The organism is Variovorax sp. OK212 (assembly GCF_900112425.1).
Lineage (GTDB): Bacteria > Pseudomonadota > Gammaproteobacteria > Burkholderiales > Burkholderiaceae_C > Variovorax.
The window spans coordinates 490,256-507,074 of record NZ_FOLP01000002.1; the positions used below are offsets into that span (position 1 = coordinate 490,256).

The following is a 16,819-nucleotide window of genomic DNA, read 5'->3' on the forward strand; positions in this document are numbered from 1 at the left end:
CATGAACCGCCGCAACTTCTTCGCGGGCGCAGCCACGGCCGTGGCCGCCACCACGGTGAGCCGCGTGTCGATGGCCGCGCTGCCCGAGCCCATCTCGCAAGGCTCGGCCGCGACGGCCCCGCCGCTCGCACCACCCAACGGCCGCCCCTACAACCCCGTGGTCACGCTCAACGGCTGGACGCTGCCCTGGCGCATGAACGCCGGCGTCAAGGAATTCCACCTCGTCGCCGAACCGGTGGTGCGCGAGATGGCGCCCGGCTTCAAGGTCAACATGTGGGGCTACAACGGCCAGTCGCCCGGCCCGACCATCGAGGTGGTCGAGGGCGACCGCGTGCGCATCTTCGTCACCAACCGGCTGCCCGAGCACACCACCGTGCACTGGCACGGCCAGCGCCTGCCCAACGGCATGGACGGCGTGGGCGGCATCACGCAGCCGCACATTCCGCCGGGCAAGACCTTCGTCTACGAGTTCACCGCGCGGCGGCCCGGCACCTTCATGTACCACCCGCATGCCGACGAGATGGTGCAGATGGCCATGGGGATGATGGGCTTCTGGGTGACGCACCCGAAGGCGAGCCACCCGCTGATCGAGCCGGTGCAGCGCGACTTCTGCTTCCTGCTCGGCAGCTTCGACGTGGAGCCCGGCAGCGCCACGCCCAAGGTCAACACCATGACCGACTTCAACATCTGGAGCTTCAACAGCCGCGTGTTCCCGGCCATCGACACGCTCAACGTGCGCAAGGGCGACCGCGTGCGCATCCGCGTGGGCAACCTCACGATGACCAACCACCCCATTCACATCCACGGCCACGAGTTCGAGGTGACCGGCACCGACGGCGGCCCCGTGCCGCGCACCGCGCGCTGGCCCGAGGTGTCGGTGGACGTGGCGGTGGGCCAGATGCGGCAGATGGAGTTCATTGCCGACGAGGAAGGCGACTGGTCGCTGCACTGCCACAAGGCGCACCACACCATGGGCCCGATGGGCCACGAGGTGCCCACCATGATCGGCGTCGACCACAAGGGCGTGGCCGAGAAGATCAGGAAGCTCGTGCCCGACTACATGGTGATGGGCGACAAGGGCATGGCCGACATGGGCGGGATGGAGATGCCCATTCCCGACAACACGCTGCCCATGATGACCGGCACCGGCCCCTTCGGCTCGGCCGAGATGGGCGGCATGTTCACGCTGCTGAAGGTGCGGCGCGACCAGAAGCCCGGCGACTACCGCGACCCGGGCTGGTTCAAGCACCCGCCTGGCACGGTGGCGCGCGAGGTGCCGAACGCCAGCGCGGCGAATGTGCCGCCGGCCACGCGCAGCGCGCCCGTGCCATCGGCGAACGACACCCGCGACACCCGCAACCACCCTGGCACCACCGACGCCACCGTGCGCAAGCCCTCCGGGCACGGCGCCCACAACCACTGAGGAGAACATCGACATGCAAAGAAGAACCCTGCTGGCGCTGGCCGCCGGCCTGCCCCTCGCCCCATTCACCACCGCGGCGCTGGCCGCCGCGCCGATGGTCGAGATCTGGAAAGACCCGAACTGCGGCTGCTGCCAGGACTGGGTGAAGCACCTCAACAAGAACGGCTTCGCCACGCGCGTGCACGACGAGGGCAACGGCGCCGCGCGCACCCGGCTCGGCATGCCGGCCAAGCTGGGCTCGTGCCACACCGGCCTTGTCGGCGGCTATGCCATCGAGGGCCACGTGCCCGCGCGCGAGCTGCAGCGCCTGCTCAAGGAAAAGCCCAAGGCCGTGGGCCTCGCCGTGCCGGGCATGCCGGTCGGCTCACCCGGCATGGACGGCCCGGCCTACGGCGACCAGCGCGACCCGTACGACGTGCTGCTCGTGCTGGCCGACGGCAGCACCCGCGTCTACCAGAGCTATCGCTGAATCAACCCGCAACCCGACCCAAGGAAATCATCCATGAAAAAGCTCGCCATCGCCCTCTCCACCGCCCTGCTCTCGGCCGCCGCGTTCGCGCAGGCCGCCTTGCCATCCATCGAAGGCGAGGTCCGCAAGGTCGACACCGACGCCAAGAAGATCACGCTGAAGCACGGCGACATTCCCAACCTCGACATGAGCGGCATGACGATGGTCTTCCGCGTGAAGGACCCGGCGCTGCTCACGCAGGTGAAGCCGGGGGACAAGGTGCAGTTCACGGCGGACAAGGTCGATGGGGCGTTGACGGTGCTGTCGATCGCTCCCGTCAACTGAAGCGCCGCGGGTCGAACGGCGTCGTCGCTATTTCGGGCGTCGCACCGGCCAGCAACTGCGCGGCCACGCGCCCCGTGCGCGCCGAACCGCACAGGCCCACATGGCCATGCCCGAAAGCCAGCACGATGTCCGCGCTGGCGGCGGCCGGGCCGATGCAGGGCAAGCCATCGGGCATGCTCGGACGGTGGCCCAGCCAATGCTTGACCGAAGGCGAAGGCACGCTAGGCGCCACTGTCGCAAGCCCGGGAAACATCGATTGCAGATGCCGGTGCAGGATCTCCGCGCGGCGCCAGTCGGGTGCCGCCTCGAGCCCGCCGATCTCGACCTGCCCGGCCGCGCGCAGGCCGCCGTCCATCCAGTGCGCGATGAGCTTGCCGTCGGCCACCATGGTCGGCGTGCGCGGGCCGGCGGTGGCGTCTTCGACGACCACGTGGTAGCCGCGCTCCGACTCCAGCGGCACCGGCGAACCGGCGGCCGCCGCCAGCGGGCCTGAACGCGCGCCGGCGCAGACGGCCGCGGCGTCGCAGGCGATCTCTCCGGCTTCGGTGCGCACGGCGCGCAGCCGGCCGCCTTCGATGCGAAAACCGGTCGCGCGGGCTGCGATGCGCTCGGCGCCGGCATCGCGCGCGTGCCGCGCCAGTGCGGCGACATAGGCGCCAGGGTTGCGGCAATGCCCGGCCTCGGGCACGAAGATGCCGAGCGTGTAGCGCGCGTGGAGGTCGGGCTCGCGGCGGCGCAGCTCGTCGTCGTTCCACTCCTCCCACCGGATGCCGACGCGCCCGCGCACGCGCCAGCCCAGCGCGTCGCCTTCGAACTCCTCGCGCGAGCGGTAGGCATGCAGCAGCCCGCGCTGCTCGATGAGCTGCGGCACGCCGGCCTCGGCCGCCAGCTGGGCATGCAACGCGGGCGCATCGGCCGTGCGCTGCACACGCGCCTCGGTCCAGCCGGAGGCCAGGTAGCGCAGCAGCCACGGCGTGGCGCGCGGCAGGTAACGCCAGCGCAAGGCCAGCGGACCGAGCGGGTCGGCCAGCCAGCCGGGCACCTTGCGCCACGCGCCGGGCAACGCGGGCGGCACCACGGAGTGCGACGACAACCAGCCCGCATTGCCGTAGCTCGTGGCCTGCGGGCCGCCCGGCTCGCCGGGCTCCACCACCGTCACGCGCAGGCCCGCGCGCAGCGCCTCGACGGCGGTGGCGCTGCCCACGGCACCCGCGCCGATGACGACCACGTGGCGGCGCGTGTCGCCGGCCGAGAAACTTCTTGCAACTGTCATGCCGCAGATCGTAGAGGGTGCGGTCCCATAATCGGCCGCCATGTCCGCCCCCTCTCATTCATCCCACCTTTCCCCTGGCGCCGGTTCCGGCTCCATCACCGACGTCGCCGGCATCGAGGTCGGCCACTTCTGCGACACCCGCCGCCCCACCGGCTGCACCGTGATCATGGCGCGCGACGGCGCCGTGGGCGGCGTGGACGTTCGCGGCGCGGCGCCCGGCACGCGCGAGACCGACCTGCTCGCGCCCGGCAACCTCGTGCAGCAGGTGCATGCCGTGATGCTCGCGGGCGGCAGCGCCTGGGGCCTGGCGGCGGCCGAAGGCGCGATGCGCTGGATGGAAGAGCGCGACATCGGCATGGACGTGCGCTTCGGCACCCTGCCCATCGTGCCGGCCGCCGTGCTGTTCGACCTGCCGATGGGCGACGCGCGCATCCGCCCCGACGCCGCCGCCGGCTATGCCGCCTGCCAGGCCGCGAGCACCGCGGCGCCCGCCGAAGGCAATGTGGGCGCGGGCGCCGGCGCGCTGGTGGGCAAGCTGTTCGGCGTGCACCGCGCGATGAAGGGCGGCATCGGCACCGCGTCAGTCACGGTCGGCGGTGTCACGGTGGGCGCGCTGATTGCCGTGAACTCGCTGGGCGACGTGATCGACCACAACACCGGCCAGCCCGTGGCCGGCGCGCGCACCGAAGACGGCAAGGCCCTGCTCGACACGCGCCGCGCGCTGCTGCGCGGCGAGCTGCCCAAGCCGCTGCTGGCGGGCACCAACACCACCATCGGCGTGATCGCCACCGACGCGGTGCTGACCAAGGTACAGGCCAACCGGCTCGCCACCGTGGCGCACGACGGCCTGGCGCGCGCCATCAACCCGGTGCACACCATGAGCGACGGCGACACGCTGTTCGCGCTGGCCACCGGCCGCGTGCCGCTCGAAGGCAACGCGCCCGGCATGACGGTGCTCAGCACCATGGCGGCCGAGGCGGTGGCCATTGCCACGCTGCGCGCGGTGCATGCGGCGCGCACGGTGACGGTGGGCGAGCTGCACATTCCCTGCGTGGGCGACCTCGAAGCGCCGCGAGGCTGAAAGCACACACCATGGCCATGCCCAAGACGCTCAAGCTGATCCTGCTGTCGATCCGGGACCTGATTGCCTCGGCCGGGCCGATCGTGTTCATCGTCATCGGCCTGCTGATCGCGGCCTACTGGTACCTGCAGCCGCAGCCGCCCAAGCACGTGACGCTGGCCACCGGCCCCACGGGCAGCGCCTACGCGCAGTTCGGCAAGCGCTATGCGGAAGCGCTCAAGCACACCGGCATCGAGGTCGAGCTGAAGGCCACCTCGGGCTCGACCGAGAACCTGCAGCTGCTGCGCAGCGGCGGCGCCGACGTGGGCTTCGTGCGCGGCGGCAGCGCCGACCCCAAGGCCGACGAAGAGGCCGGCCTCAACTCGCTGGGCAGCCTGTTCTACGAGCCGATCTGGCTGTTCTACCGCGCCGACACCGCGCAGAAGATCGACCGCAAGACCGGCACGCTGGGCTCGCTCACGCAGCTGCGCGGCCTGCGCGTGAACGTCGACCTGCAGGGCAGCGGACTGCCCGAGATCATGGATCGGCTGTTCAAGGCCAACAAGCTCGGGCCCGACGACCTGCTGCTGTCGAACCTCGAGCAGGGCGCGGCGGTGGGCGCGCTGGAGGCCGGGCTGCTCGACGTGATCGTGCTGTCGTCGGCGCCGCAGTCGCCGCAGGTGCAGCGCCTGCTGCGCTCGGACGACATCAAGCTGATGGACTTCGGCCAGGCCGATGCCTACTCGCGGCGCTTTCCGTTCCTGTCGGCCGTGACGCTGCCGCGCGGCGTGGTCGACCTGTCGAAAGACCTGCCGCCGCACGACGTGACGCTGCTCGCGGCCACCACCTCGCTGCTGTCGCGCGACGAGACCCACCCGGCCCTGCGCCAGCTGTTCGCGGAAACGGCGCAGTCGGTGCACAGCGGCGCGGGCTGGTTCAACCGGGCGCGCGACTTTCCGAACACGCGCACCAGCGAGCTGCCCGTGAGCCCCGAGGGCGACCGCGCCATCAACGGCACGCCGCCGGTGTGGAAGCGCTACATGCCGTTCTGGGCCAGCAACCTCATCGAGCGCATGTGGCTGGTGCTGGGCGGCCTGCTGGTGTTGATGCTGCCGCTGAGCCGCGTGGTGCCGCCGCTGTACCAGTTCCGCGTGCGCCGCCGCGTGTTCCGCTGGTATGCGCGGCTGCGCGACATCGAGACGAAGGTCGACGCCCGCACCGAGGTGAAGGAGAGCGAGCAGAAGGCCCTGCTCGACGACCTCGACCAGCTCGACCGCACGGTCAACAAGGTGGCGGTGCCGCTGTCGTACGCGGACGAGCTGTACGCGCTGCGCAACAACATCTATGCCGTGCGCAAGCGGGTGCTGGCGCGCAACGCGCCGGCGGGCAGCGAGCCGGCGAACGCAGCCAACGATGCGGCGTGACGGCGCGACGCCTGCCTTGCGTGCGCTGATCGATTTCGCCGAACCGCGAGCAAGGGATGCTGGTGTTGCGCAGCGGCTGAGGCTGGCTTTCGGTGCGCCTGCGCGCGTGCTGGCGGCACACACGGCGGCCGAGGTGAAGCCGGTGCTGGAGGCCGTGGAAGCGGCGTCGCGCGAAGGCCGCTGGTGCGTCGGCTACCTGCGCTACGAGGCCGCCGCGGCCTTCGACCCGGCGTTCACGGTGCACGCGGGCAACGATGGGCCCCTGGCCTGGTTCGGCGTGCACGACGAGGCGCTGCCATGGCCGCCAATGCCGGCCACCGCATCGCGGCCCCCTGCGCCCGACTGGCAAGCCACGCTCTCGCGCGCCGACTTCGGCCGGCACGTGCAAGCCATTCACCGCGCGATCGCGAACGGCGAGCTCTACCAGCTCAACTACACCGCCGCGTTGCATGCGCGCTTCCAGGGCGATGCGCAGGCCCTGTTCCTGGCACTGCAGCAGGCGCAGCCCGACGGCTACACCGCCTTCATCGACACCGGCGGCGAGCAGGTGCTGTCGGTGTCGCCCGAGCTGTTCTTCGACTGGCAGGGCGAGCGCATCCTGACGCGGCCGATGAAGGGCACGGCGCCGCGCGGCGCGACACCGGCCGAAGACGAGGCGCAGGCGCAGCGGCTGCGCACGGTGCCGAAGGAGCGCGCGGAGAACGTGATGATCGTGGACCTGATCCGCAACGACCTCTCGCGCATCGCCCAGCCCTTCTCGGTGCGCGTGCCGCACCTGTTCCACACCGAGGCGCTGCCGACCGTGTGGCAGATGACCTCGGATGTCGAGGCCCTGGTGCGCGGCGACACCACGCTGGCCGATGTGTTCGCGGCGCTGTTTCCCTGCGGCTCGATCACCGGCGCGCCGAAGGTCGGCGCGATGCGCATGATCCGCGAGCTGGAGCCCGAGGCGCGCGGCGTGTACTGCGGCGCGGTGGGCATGGTGCGGCCCGGCGGGCATGCGACCTTCAACGTGCCGATTCGCACGGTGACGCTGCGCGGCGGCGAAGCGCGCTGCGGCATCGGCAGCGGCATCACGGCCGATGCGCAGGCCGATGCCGAGTGGGACGAATGGCGGCACAAGCGGGCCTTTCTGGGCCAAGCAACGCGGCCCGCGGAACCCGCGTTCGACCTGCTCGAAACGCTGGCGCTGGTGGACGGTGAATTGCGCGATGCACCTGCGCACCTCGCGCGCATGGCGAGCGCGGCGGCGCATTTCGGCCGCATGTGGAACGAAGCGCCTGTCGTCGCGTGCCTCGACCGGTTGAAGGAACAGCACGCCACCGGCATGTGGCGCGTTCGCCTGTTGCTCGACGTGCACGGCGAGCCCCGTGCCGAAGCCTTCACGATGGAACCACCGCCCGCGCGCGTGAAGCTCCAATTGGCCTCCCACGCATTCGATGAAGCCCACAGCGACTTCACCCGCTTCAAGACCACGCGACGCGCCCACTACGACGCCTTCGCGCCCATCGAGCCGGGCGTGTTCGACACGCTGCTGTGGAACCCCCGCGGCGAGCTCACCGAATGCACGCGCGGCAACATCGCGCTGCGGCTCGACGGCCGCTGGGTCACGCCGCCGTTGCGCTGCGGCCTGCTCGGCGGCATCGGCCGCGCCAGACGCCTGCACAGCGGCGAGCTTGCAGAAGCCGTCGTGCGGGTGGACGATCTGCCCCGCGTGCAGGCCCTGGCCTTCGTGAACAGCCTGCGCGGCTGGATCGATGCCGACCTGCACCTGCCTTCCAAATAGTTCGACAAAGCGCTTGACTTGGAGCGCGCTCTAATTTCGAGAATCAACGCCATGGAAACCAGCCTGACCATCGCGGAAGTCGCCGAGCGCACGGGCCTCACGGCCTACACGCTGCGCTACTACGAGCGCATCGGGCTGATCGCCGCGGTGCCGCGTGCACCGGGCGGTCAGCGCCGCTATGCGGGCGCCGACATGGAATGGCTGGCTTTCCTGTTGCGCCTGCGCGAGACCGGCATGCCCATCCAGGGCATGCAGGCCTTCGCCAGGCTTCGAAGCCAGGGGGACGCCAGCGTCGGCGAACGGCGCGAGATGCTCGAGCAGCATCTCGCCGATGTTCAGGCCCGGGTGGCGGCGCTGCAGCAATCGATGCAGGCGCTGTCGCTCAAGATCGATCACTACCGCAAGGTCGAGAAGACGAAACGGCGTCCTCCTTTGTCGGGCACAGCCCCGGAAGGAAAGACAAGCGATGACGAACACACAGAACCCCGGCCACACGGCCAACGAGCGCTACGCGCGCGGACTGGCCAAGCTGCAGGAAATCGACGGTGAAGGCGGCGTCAAGGTCGTCGAGAGCCTGGCCGACATCGCGCCCGACTTCGCGCGCCTGCTGATCGAGTTTCCGTTCGGCGACGTCTACTCGCGCCCGGGCCTGGACCTGCGCTCGCGCGAGATCGCGGTGGTGGCCGCGCTCACGGCCATGGGCAATGCGGCGCCGCAGTTGAAGGTGCACATCCAGGGCGCGCTGAACGTCGGCGTGACGCGCACCGAGGTGATCGAGATCGTCATGCAGATGGCGGTGTACGCGGGCTTTCCGGCGGCGCTCAACGGCATTGCCGCGGCCCGCGAGGTGTTTGCGGCGGACGATGAAAAAAGCGCGCGGCCCCTTGCGGAACCGCGCGCTCTTGCCGAAGCCGCCGAAGCGGCTTGAAGCTTTACTTCAGGGCCTTGTAGCGCATGCGCTTGGGCTTGGCGCCTTCTTCGCCCAGGCGCTTCTTCTTGTCGGCTTCGTACTCCTGGTAGTTGCCGTCGAAGAAGGTCCACTGGCTGTCGCCTTCGGCGGCCAGGATGTGCGTGGCGATACGGTCGAGGAACCAGCGGTCATGGCTGATCACCATGACCGTGCCGGCGAACTCGAGCAGCGCGTCTTCCAGTGCGCGCAAGGTTTCCACGTCCAGGTCGTTCGACGGTTCATCGAGCATCAGCACGTTGCCGCCGGCGATCAGGGTCTTGGCCAGGTGCAGACGGCCGCGCTCGCCGCCCGACAGCGTGCCGACCTTCTTCTGCTGGTCCGCACCGTTGAAGTTGAAGCGGCCCGCGTACGCACGGCTGGCCATCTGGAACTTGCCGACGTTGATGATGTCCAGTCCGTTCGAGATGTCTTCCCACACGGTCTTCTGGTTGGCGAGCTCGTCGCGGTGCTGGTCGACGAAAGCCGCCTTGACGGTCGAGCCGATGACCACGCTGCCGGCGTCCGGCTGTTCCTTGCCCGCGAGCAGCTTGAACAGCGTCGACTTGCCGGCGCCGTTCGGGCCGATGATGCCGACGATCGCGCCCGGCGGCACCGTGAAGCTCAGGTTGTCGATCAGCATGCGGTCGCCGAAGGACTTGCTCACGCCGTGGAACTCGAACACCTGCTGGCCCAGCCGCTCGGCCACGGGAATGAAGATTTCCTGCGTTTCGTTGCGCTTCTGGTATTCCATGTCGCTCAGCTCTTCGAAGCGGGCCAGGCGCGACTTGCTCTTCGCCTGGCGAGCCTTCGGGTTCTGGCGCGACCACTCGAGTTCCTTCTTCAGGGCCTTGGCATGGGCTTCTTCGCTCTTCTGCTCCTGCGCCAGGCGTTCGCCCTTCTGCTCGAGCCAGGTGCTGTAGTTGCCCTTCCATGGAATGCCGCGACCGCGGTCCATTTCCAGGATCCACTCGGCGGCGTTGTCCAGGAAGTAGCGATCGTGGGTGATGGCCACCACGGTGCCCGTGAAGCGCTGCAGGAACACTTCGAGCCATTCGACCGATTCGGCGTCCAAGTGGTTGGTCGGCTCGTCGAGCAGCAGCATGTCGGGCTTGGACAGCAGCAGGCGGCACAGGGCCACGCGCCGCTTCTCGCCGCCCGACAGCAGGCCGATCTTCGCGTCCCATGGCGGCAGGCGCAGCGCATCGGCGGCGATTTCGAGCTGGTGCTCGGAATCGGTGCCGGCGGTGGCGATGACGGCTTCGAGCTGGGCCTGCTCGGCGGCCAGCGCGTCGAAGTCGGCGTCTTCGGCGCCGTAGGCGATGTAGACCTCTTCAAGACGCGCCTTGGCCGCAAACACCGCGCCCATGGACTCTTCGACCGATTCGCGAACCGTGTGCTCGTTGTTGAGCTTGGGCTCCTGCTCGAGGTAGCCGATGGTCATGCCCGGCATGGGCAGCGCCTCGCCCTCGAACTCCTTGTCCACGCCGGCCATGATCTTCAGCAGGGTGGACTTGCCCGAGCCGTTGAGGCCGAGCACGCCAATCTTGGCGCCGGGGAAAAACGAAAGCGAAATGTCCTTCAAGAGCTGCCGCTTGGGCGGCACGGTCTTGCTGACACGGTTCATCGAATAGACGTATTGAGCCATGTGTGGAAAGTTACCTTGGGTACGGAGATCGGGGAAAAGCGCGGTCGCCAGAAAGAGGCTTTCGGGCGCGGCAAACCACCGATTATCGACTCATGCGACAATAGCGACCGTTGCCGGGTCCAGTTGCCCGCAGCACCGGCTCTCTGCCGGGGACGAAGAAAGGTCCGATTCACCCTGTTGCAAGGGCGGACTTTCCGGCTCCCACCCCTGACCTTCATCTGCCTTGACTGGCTCGGCGTCGCCAAAGACGCCTGGCGGGCCGATGCCACTGCGCCGTGTATGGCGCTTATTGTTTCCAATGAATTTTGATGAACTGAAGCTGGCTCCCGCCATCTTGAAGGCTGTGCACGAGCACGGCTACGACTCCCCCACCCCCATCCAGGCGCAAGCCATCCCCGCGGTGCTCGAAGGTCATGACCTGCTGGGCGGCGCACAGACCGGCACCGGCAAGACGGCCGCCTTCACGCTGCCGATGCTGCACAAGCTCACCATGAGCCGCAGCGCCACCAACAAGTTCGGCGGCGTCGGCATCCGCGCCCTCGTGCTGACCCCCACGCGCGAACTCGCCGCGCAGGTCGAGGAATCGGTTCGCACGTACGGCAAGTACCTGCAGCTCGACTCGACCGTGATCTTCGGCGGTGTCGGCATGAACCCGCAGATCAGCAAGCTCAAGAAGGGTGTCGACATCCTCGTGGCCACCCCCGGACGCCTGCTCGACCTGCAACAGCAAGGCATGCTGGACCTGAGCCAGGTGCAGATGCTGATCCTGGACGAAGCCGACCGCATGCTGGACATGGGCTTCATTCACGACGTGAAGAAGATCCTGGCCCTGGTGCCCAAGGAAAAGCAGAGCCTGCTGTTCTCGGCCACCTTCAGCGACGAAATCCGCGACCTCGCCGCCACGCTGCTGAAGAACCCGCAAAGCATCCAGGTCACGCCGCGCAACACCACCGTGCAGCGCATCACCCAGGTGATCCACCCCGTGGGCCGCGGCAAGAAGAAGGCGCTGCTCGCGCACATCATCAACGAGAACAAGTGGAGCCAGGTGCTCGTGTTCACGCGCACCAAGTTCGGCGCCAACAGCGTGGCCGAGTTCCTCACCAAGAACGGCATCGAAGCCATGGCGCTGCACGGCAACAAGAGCCAGAGCGCCCGCACGCAGGCGCTGGCCGGCTTCAAGAGCGGCGACATCCGCGCGCTGGTGGCCACCGACATCGCCGCGCGCGGCATCGACATCGACGAGCTGCCGCACGTCGTGAACTACGAGATCCCGAACGTCAGCGAAGACTACGTCCACCGCATCGGCCGCACCGGCCGTGCCGGTTCGAGCGGCGAGGCCGTGAGCTTCGTGTGCCTGGACGAAGAAGGCTTCATGCAGGAAATCGAACGCTTCACCAAGCAGACGATTCCCGTGCAGATCGTCGAGGGCTTCGGTCCTGAAGACGGCGAACGCGCCGAGCCGATCGCCATGGGTCGCCAGACGATCTGGGGCGGCGCCGGCCGTCCGCCGAGCCGCGACGTGATGCAGGCGGCCGCCAAGGCCGCCCGCACCGAGATGCTGTCGCGCATCCGCGAGAACAAGGCCGGCCAGGGTGGCGGCAACGGCGGTGGTGGTGGTGGCGGCGGTGGCGGTCAACGCCGCGGCGGCGGCCAGGGCCAGGGCGGCGGTCAAGGCCGCAGCGCCAACGGTGGCGGCCAGGGCCAGGGTCAAGGCCCGCGCGGTCCGGGCGCCCGCGCCCCGCAAGGCCGCGGTCCGCAAGGTCCGGCACGCACGCCGCACCATGCACCGCACCAGCAACAGGCCCACCAGCCGCACGATGAGCGCCAACCGCGCCATCACGGCAACAGCCACAGCCCGACACAGGCCAACCAGGTCGCACACCTGCGCGCCGAAGCGGTCGCGGGCGGCGCAGCAGGCCAGCCGGATCCGTTGCGCACGAGCGTCGACCACATGGGTGGCGGACGCGGTCGCGGCCGCCCGGGTGGCGGCGGCGGTGGTGGCGGCTACGGCGGCAACCGTTCGGGCGGCGGTGGCCGTTCGGGTGGTGGCGGCGGCTACGGCGGCGGTGGTGGCGGTGGTGGCGGTGGCCGCTCGGGCGGCGGTGGTGGTGGCCGTTCGTTCGGTCGCTGACACCCACGGCAGGCTCACACCTGCTTGAAAGACAAAAGGGCACCTCGGTGCCCTTTTTCGTTGGCAGCTGTTGCCGCTGCCCTTGCCAGGCCGCCGCCAACCCTGCGGCACGCCTCGAGGAATCGCAAACGAAAGATCGCCACTCCCGCCCGGCGCGGCAAGACACAATTGTCAAGCCATGCAATACATCCCACCCAACTACGCGACCCTCTTCGTAGCCACCTGCAACCTCCTGAACCTCGCGAACCCCAACCGCGTGTACTACGAGAACCAGGACGCCTACACCGAGCGCGAGTACGAACGAAAGATCGACTGGACCGGCGAGCGCTTCCACGCGCTCAACGCCGACGTGCTGGCGGTGCAGGAGGTGTGGGACGAGGCAGCGCTCAAGGACGCCATTGCGCGCAGCGGGCTGCGCTACGACTTCGTCTCGGTGCCGGGCGCCGAGAACAAGCCGCTGCCCGGCAGCCCGCCGAGCACGCCAAACAGGCCCGGCGCGCAAGGCACGCCGCGCGTGGGCATCGCCACGCGACTGAAGGTGGACGACGTGCGCTCCTTCGCCGAATTTCCGCCGGCCTTCGGCGTCGACGTGCCCGGACTGGGCCCGCACACGCGCTTCGAACGGCCGCCGATGCTGGTCACCGTGCGCATGAAGCACGGCCAGCCGGTGCACGTGCTCACGGCGCACCTGAAGTCCAAGCGGCCGAAGTTCCTGCAGGACGCGCAGGGCAACCACCTGGAAGACCGCGACGACCGCAAGGTGGGCGTGATGGCGTCGCTGCGTTCGCTGCTCATGCGCGGCGCCGAGGCCGCCGCCCTGCGCTGCATCGTGATCGACCTGCTGCAGGGCACCAACGTGCCGCTGGTGGTGATGGGCGACTTCAACGACAACCCGCACAGCGTGACCACGCAGCTCGTGGCGGCCACCTCCGAGGTGGCCTACGACAAGGCCGCGCGCGACGTGGCGCTGTTCAACGCCTACGAGATGCAGGGCGAGTCGGCGCTCAAGAAGGACGTGGCGTACTCGCACATCCACCAGGGCTTTCCGGACGTGCTCGACCAGATCCTGGTGAGCGAGGAATTCGTCGCCGGCAGCCGCCACAGCCTGGGCGACGTGCGGCGCGTCGACTACTTCAACGACCACCTGCACGAAGGGCGCGACCGCTCGCGCTCCGACCACGGCTTCGTGCGCGCGCTGCTGCGGCTGCGCACGGACTGAGGCTCTGCATTTCTTCCTCCCCTTCCGGGCGAGGATTGGGGTGGGGGCACGCGGCCGTCGATGAGACGCAGCGACATTGCAAGCGCCGTCAGCCCCCATCCCAACCTTCCCCCGTGAGGGGAAGGCGCAAGACAAGGCCGCGCGCCGTGCCCTGTGCCCGGCCCGCTTCAGCGGCCCATGCGCTTGCCGGTCTGCCGGTCGAACAGGTGCACGCTCTCGGCCTCGATGGCCAGCCGCACGGTCTCGTCGGGCCGTGCATCGACGCGGCCGTGCACCGCCAGCACCAGCTTGGCCTCGCCCACCTGCACCAGCAGTTCGGTCTCCGCGCCCGTGGGCTCGACCACGATCACCTTGGCGTCCACGCCGTTCGAGCCGCCGCCGAGCGTCATGTCGCCGGGGCGAATGCCGTAGTGCACCGGCTGGCCGTCGGGCGCCGAAGTGGCCACCGGCACGGGCCAGCGCGCACCCTGCGATTCGACCCAGCACTCGCCGCCCGCGCGCCGCACGGTGCCTTCGATCACGTTCATCGACGGCGAGCCGATGAACTGCGCCACGAACAGGTTGTCGGGGCGGTCGTACAGGTCCAGCGGCGTGCCGATCTGCTCGACGATGCCGTCGTGCATCACGACGATGCGGTCGGCCATGGTCATGGCCTCGATCTGGTCGTGCGTCACGTACACGGTGGTGGTCTTCAGGCGCTGGTGCAGCGCCTTGATCTCGGCGCGCATGGCCACGCGCAGCTTGGCGTCGAGGTTGGACAGCGGCTCGTCGAACAGGAACACCTTCGGGTCGCGCACGATGGCGCGGCCCATGGCCACGCGCTGGCGCTGGCCGCCCGAGAGTTCGCGCGGGTAGCGGCCCAGCAGCGGGTCGAGGTTCAGGATCTTCGCGGCGCGCGACACGCGCTCGTCGGTCACCGACTTCTCGGCGTTGCGCAGGCGCAGGCTGAAGCCCATGTTCTCGCCCACCGTCATGTGCGGGTAGAGCGCGTAGCTCTGGAACACCATGGCGATGTCGCGGTCCTTCGACTCGAGGTCGTTGACCACGCGGCCGTCGATGACGATCTCGCCACCGCTGATGTCCTCCAGGCCGGCCAGCATGCGCAGCAGCGTCGACTTGCCGCAGCCCGACGGGCCGACCAGCACGACGAATTCGCCGTCGGTGATGTCGAAGCCCAGGCCCTTGATGATCTGGACCTTGCCGAAGGATTTCTGGATATTGCGAAAGGAGACGGAAGCCATTTTTTAATCCTGTTTTCGCTCAGCTCTTCACGGCACCGGCCGTGAGGCCGCCGACCATGTAGCGTTTGAAGGCGTAATAGATCGCCGCCGGAGGCAACGCGTAGATCAGGCCGGTGGCCATCAGCAACTCCCATGGCGAATCGTCGGCCGACAGGAAGTTGCCGAGCGCCACCGCCAGCGTCACGCTCCTGTCGTTCGACAGCAGCAGGAAGGCATAGAGGTACTCGTTCCACGCCAGCAGCAGCGAGTAGGTGCCCACGGCCACCAGAGAAGGCACCATCAGCGGCAGGTACACGAGGCGAAACAGCTGCAACGGCGAGGCGCCGTCCATGCGCGCGGCTTCGTCGAGCTCGTAGGGCAGCTTGTCGGAGGCCTGCTTCAGCACCCAGATGCAGTACGGCGAGGCGATGGTCACCATCGCCAATATCAGCGCCCACTGGCTGTTGAGCAGCCCGTAGTTGCCCATCGTCTTGTACATGGGCACGGCCAGGAAGGCGGCCGGAATGAAGTACGTGAACAGCGCCAGGTTCATCACCGTGCGCCCGCCGCGCACGCGCAGCCGGCTGATGGCGAACGCCGCGGTGGTGGCCACGAACAGCGTCAGCACACCGACCGACAGCGCAATGACCAGCGAGTTGCCCAGCTGCACCCAGAAGTGGCTCAGGTAGAAATGCTTCTGGTAGAAGACCGTCGCGAAGTTGTTCAGCGTCGGGTGCGTGGGCCACAGGTGGCCGCTGGTGGCGGAGTCCTTGCTCGAGAACGCGAACAGCGCCATGTGATAGACCGGAATCAGCGTCCACAGCAGCACCGGGATGCCGATGAGCAGCAGCTTGGCCTCGGTCAGCACGGCCTTGGGGGTCCAGCGCGTCATATCGCCCTCCGACGAGCCGCCTCCAGGGAGGCGAGCGCCCCCTGGGGAGGCAGTGAATACACGAAGTGATGAACGTGGGGGCTCATTTCGACAGCCTCTTCATCATGAAGTACACGAGCGGCAGCACGAGCGGCATGGCCACCACGATGGATGCCATCGACAGGTCGACCTGGTCGAGGCGCAGGTAGCGGATGCCCAGCGTGGCGAGCACGTGCGTCAGGTCGGCGGGTCCGCCGCCGGTGAGCAGGTACACGCTGTTGAAGTCGCCCAGCGTCCAGATCATCGACAGAATGAGCGAGGTGACGTACAGCGTCTTCAGTGCCGGCCAGCTCACGAAGCGGAACTTCTGCCACGAGGTGGCGCCGTCGACCGAGGCGGCCTCGTACTGCTCGCCCGGAATGGCCAGCCGCCCCGCCACCAGGATCAGCGTCCAGAACGGCAGCGACTTCCACACGTGCACCAGCATCGCGAAGCCCAGCGCGAGGGTCGGGTCGTTGAGCCAATTGGGACCATCGGCGCCGGTCAGGCGGAAGATGGTGGTGTTGATCACGCCCCACTCCGGGTTCAGCATGAAGCGGAACGACAGGATGGTCGGGATCGAAGGCATCGCCCACGGCAGGATGAAGATCGCCGAGATGATCTTGATCCACCAGCGCGAGGTCACGAAGAAGCCCGAGAGCACGAGGGCCACGAGCATCTTGATGTTGATCGCCACGACCAGGAACACGGCCGTGTTGATCACGGAGCGGAAGAAGATCGGGTCTTCGACCAGCTTCACGTAGCTTTGCGGATGGCGGGCGAGCCAGAGCCCGTAGCCCACCGGGTACAGGACGAACACCACGAACACCAGCAGGTAGGGCACGACCATCACCGCGCCCCAGAACTGCCAGCGCGCGTGGCGCGCACCCAGGTTGGCGACAGGTGCCGCGGTGGTCGCGGCGGCGTCGGAGACGGTCACGGTCGAGCTCATGGCGTCGGCTGCTGTGCGTTCGTGGGGCTCGCCG

15 protein-coding genes are annotated in these 16,819 nt (G+C 68.6%); 10 read left to right on the top strand and 5 right to left on the bottom strand.

Translation table 11 applies throughout. The features are described 5' to 3' along the window. Position 1 precedes the first annotated feature (1 nt). The 3 genes from BM004_RS08885 to BM004_RS08895 are packed head-to-tail and all read left to right on the top strand — an operon-like array spanning position 2 to position 2,216. Positions 2-1,423, top strand: coding sequence for a multicopper oxidase family protein (locus BM004_RS08885; RefSeq protein ID WP_093212647.1), 1,422 nt, complete (start codon positions 2-4; stop codon positions 1,421-1,423). Between the two features lie 13 nt (positions 1,424-1,436). After that, positions 1,437-1,892 (top strand): DUF411 domain-containing protein, encoded by a 456-nt coding sequence (locus tag BM004_RS08890; protein ID WP_093212649.1) that lies wholly within the window; start codon positions 1,437-1,439, stop codon positions 1,890-1,892. A gap of 33 nt (positions 1,893-1,925) precedes the next feature. Next, positions 1,926-2,216 (top strand): copper-binding protein, encoded by a 291-nt coding sequence (locus tag BM004_RS08895; protein ID WP_093212651.1) that lies wholly within the window; start codon positions 1,926-1,928, stop codon positions 2,214-2,216. On the opposite strand, the gene BM004_RS08900 is transcribed toward BM004_RS08895, so the two are convergent. After that, entirely contained in the window at positions 2,209-3,489 is a 1,281-nt protein-coding gene (locus tag BM004_RS08900) for an NAD(P)/FAD-dependent oxidoreductase (RefSeq protein WP_093212653.1), read from the bottom strand. The two genes, BM004_RS08895 and BM004_RS08900, sit on opposite strands and share 8 nt — an antisense overlap. Positions 3,490-3,529: 40 nt before the next feature. On the opposite strand from BM004_RS08900, the gene BM004_RS08905 reads away from it, so the two are divergent. From BM004_RS08905 to BM004_RS08925, 5 genes are read left to right on the top strand one after another with little or no spacing between them, the layout of a single operon-like run. Further along, a complete protein-coding gene (locus BM004_RS08905) occupies positions 3,530-4,570 on the top strand; it encodes a P1 family peptidase (RefSeq protein ID WP_093212655.1) in 1,041 nt (346 codons plus the stop codon). An 11-nt stretch (positions 4,571-4,581) separates the two neighbouring features. After that, the gene (locus BM004_RS08910; RefSeq protein WP_093128266.1) at positions 4,582-5,973 is read left to right on the top strand and encodes a TAXI family TRAP transporter solute-binding subunit; all 1,392 of its coding nucleotides are present in this window, start codon (positions 4,582-4,584) and stop codon (positions 5,971-5,973) included. Continuing rightward, positions 5,963-7,759: an aminodeoxychorismate synthase component I gene (pabB, locus tag BM004_RS08915; protein ID WP_093212657.1), complete on the top strand. Its 1,797-nt coding sequence runs from the start codon at positions 5,963-5,965 to the stop codon at positions 7,757-7,759. The genes BM004_RS08910 and pabB overlap by 11 nt, the downstream gene beginning before the upstream one ends. A gap of 51 nt (positions 7,760-7,810) precedes the next feature. Further along, positions 7,811-8,308 (top strand): MerR family transcriptional regulator, encoded by a 498-nt coding sequence (locus BM004_RS08920; protein ID WP_093128262.1) that lies wholly within the window; start codon positions 7,811-7,813, stop codon positions 8,306-8,308. Continuing rightward, the gene (locus BM004_RS08925; protein ID WP_093212659.1) at positions 8,226-8,687 is read left to right on the top strand and encodes a carboxymuconolactone decarboxylase family protein; all 462 of its coding nucleotides are present in this window, start codon (positions 8,226-8,228) and stop codon (positions 8,685-8,687) included. Before BM004_RS08920 ends, BM004_RS08925 begins: the two co-directional genes overlap by 83 nt. A 4-nt stretch (positions 8,688-8,691) precedes the next feature. On the opposite strand, the gene ettA is transcribed toward BM004_RS08925, so the two are convergent. Continuing rightward, positions 8,692-10,353: an energy-dependent translational throttle protein EttA gene (gene ettA, locus BM004_RS08930; protein ID WP_093128258.1), complete on the bottom strand. Its 1,662-nt coding sequence runs from the start codon at positions 10,351-10,353 to the stop codon at positions 8,692-8,694. A gap of 298 nt (positions 10,354-10,651) precedes the next feature. Between ettA and BM004_RS08935 the strand changes: the two genes are divergently transcribed. Continuing rightward, entirely contained in the window at positions 10,652-12,484 is a 1,833-nt protein-coding gene (locus BM004_RS08935; protein WP_093212661.1) for a DEAD/DEAH box helicase, read from the top strand. Positions 12,485-12,662: 178 nt separating this feature from the next. Beyond that, positions 12,663-13,703: an endonuclease/exonuclease/phosphatase family protein gene (locus tag BM004_RS08940; protein ID WP_093212663.1), complete on the top strand. Its 1,041-nt coding sequence runs from the start codon at positions 12,663-12,665 to the stop codon at positions 13,701-13,703. 167 nt (positions 13,704-13,870) lie between these two features. Here the strand turns inward: BM004_RS08940 and BM004_RS08945 are convergent, their stop codons facing one another. The 3 genes from BM004_RS08945 to BM004_RS08955 form a co-directional block, all read right to left on the bottom strand. Continuing rightward, a complete protein-coding gene (locus tag BM004_RS08945) occupies positions 13,871-14,944 on the bottom strand; it encodes an ABC transporter ATP-binding protein (protein ID WP_093212665.1) in 1,074 nt (357 codons plus the stop codon). A 19-nt stretch (positions 14,945-14,963) separates the two neighbouring features. Beyond that, positions 14,964-15,815, bottom strand: a complete 852-nt coding sequence (locus tag BM004_RS08950) for a carbohydrate ABC transporter permease (RefSeq protein ID WP_093128250.1) — start codon at positions 15,813-15,815, stop codon at positions 14,964-14,966. Between the two features lie 82 nt (positions 15,816-15,897). Beyond that, positions 15,898-16,785 (bottom strand): carbohydrate ABC transporter permease, encoded by an 888-nt coding sequence (locus BM004_RS08955; protein ID WP_093128248.1) that lies wholly within the window; start codon positions 16,783-16,785, stop codon positions 15,898-15,900. Between the last annotated feature and the right edge of the window lie 34 nt (positions 16,786-16,819).

What these genes read in the sequence shown, in the direction of transcription:
- BM004_RS08885 (WP_093212647.1), top strand. Translation starts at nt 2, where the DNA reads ATGAACCGCCGCAACTTCTTCGCGGGCGCAGCCACGGCCGTGGCCGCC.
- BM004_RS08905 (WP_093212655.1), top strand. Translation starts at nt 3,530, where the DNA reads ATGTCCGCCCCCTCTCATTCATCCCACCTTTCCCCTGGCGCCGGTTCC.
- BM004_RS08935 (WP_093212661.1), top strand. Translation starts at nt 10,652, where the DNA reads ATGAATTTTGATGAACTGAAGCTGGCTCCCGCCATCTTGAAGGCTGTG.
- BM004_RS08955 (WP_093128248.1), bottom strand. Translation starts at nt 16,785, where the DNA reads ATGAGCTCGACCGTGACCGTCTCCGACGCCGCCGCGACCACCGCGGCA.
- BM004_RS08940 (WP_093212663.1), top strand. Translation starts at nt 12,663, where the DNA reads ATGCAATACATCCCACCCAACTACGCGACCCTCTTCGTAGCCACCTGC.
- BM004_RS08890 (WP_093212649.1), top strand. Translation starts at nt 1,437, where the DNA reads ATGCAAAGAAGAACCCTGCTGGCGCTGGCCGCCGGCCTGCCCCTCGCC.
- BM004_RS08945 (WP_093212665.1), bottom strand. Translation starts at nt 14,944, where the DNA reads ATGGCTTCCGTCTCCTTTCGCAATATCCAGAAATCCTTCGGCAAGGTC.
- BM004_RS08950 (WP_093128250.1), bottom strand. Translation starts at nt 15,815, where the DNA reads ATGACGCGCTGGACCCCCAAGGCCGTGCTGACCGAGGCCAAGCTGCTG.
- BM004_RS08900 (WP_093212653.1), bottom strand. Translation starts at nt 3,489, where the DNA reads ATGACAGTTGCAAGAAGTTTCTCGGCCGGCGACACGCGCCGCCACGTG.
- ettA (WP_093128258.1), bottom strand. Translation starts at nt 10,353, where the DNA reads ATGGCTCAATACGTCTATTCGATGAACCGTGTCAGCAAGACCGTGCCG.
- BM004_RS08920 (WP_093128262.1), top strand. Translation starts at nt 7,811, where the DNA reads ATGGAAACCAGCCTGACCATCGCGGAAGTCGCCGAGCGCACGGGCCTC.
- BM004_RS08895 (WP_093212651.1), top strand. Translation starts at nt 1,926, where the DNA reads ATGAAAAAGCTCGCCATCGCCCTCTCCACCGCCCTGCTCTCGGCCGCC.
- pabB (WP_093212657.1), top strand. Translation starts at nt 5,963, where the DNA reads ATGCGGCGTGACGGCGCGACGCCTGCCTTGCGTGCGCTGATCGATTTC.
- BM004_RS08910 (WP_093128266.1), top strand. Translation starts at nt 4,582, where the DNA reads ATGGCCATGCCCAAGACGCTCAAGCTGATCCTGCTGTCGATCCGGGAC.
- BM004_RS08925 (WP_093212659.1), top strand. Translation starts at nt 8,226, where the DNA reads ATGACGAACACACAGAACCCCGGCCACACGGCCAACGAGCGCTACGCG.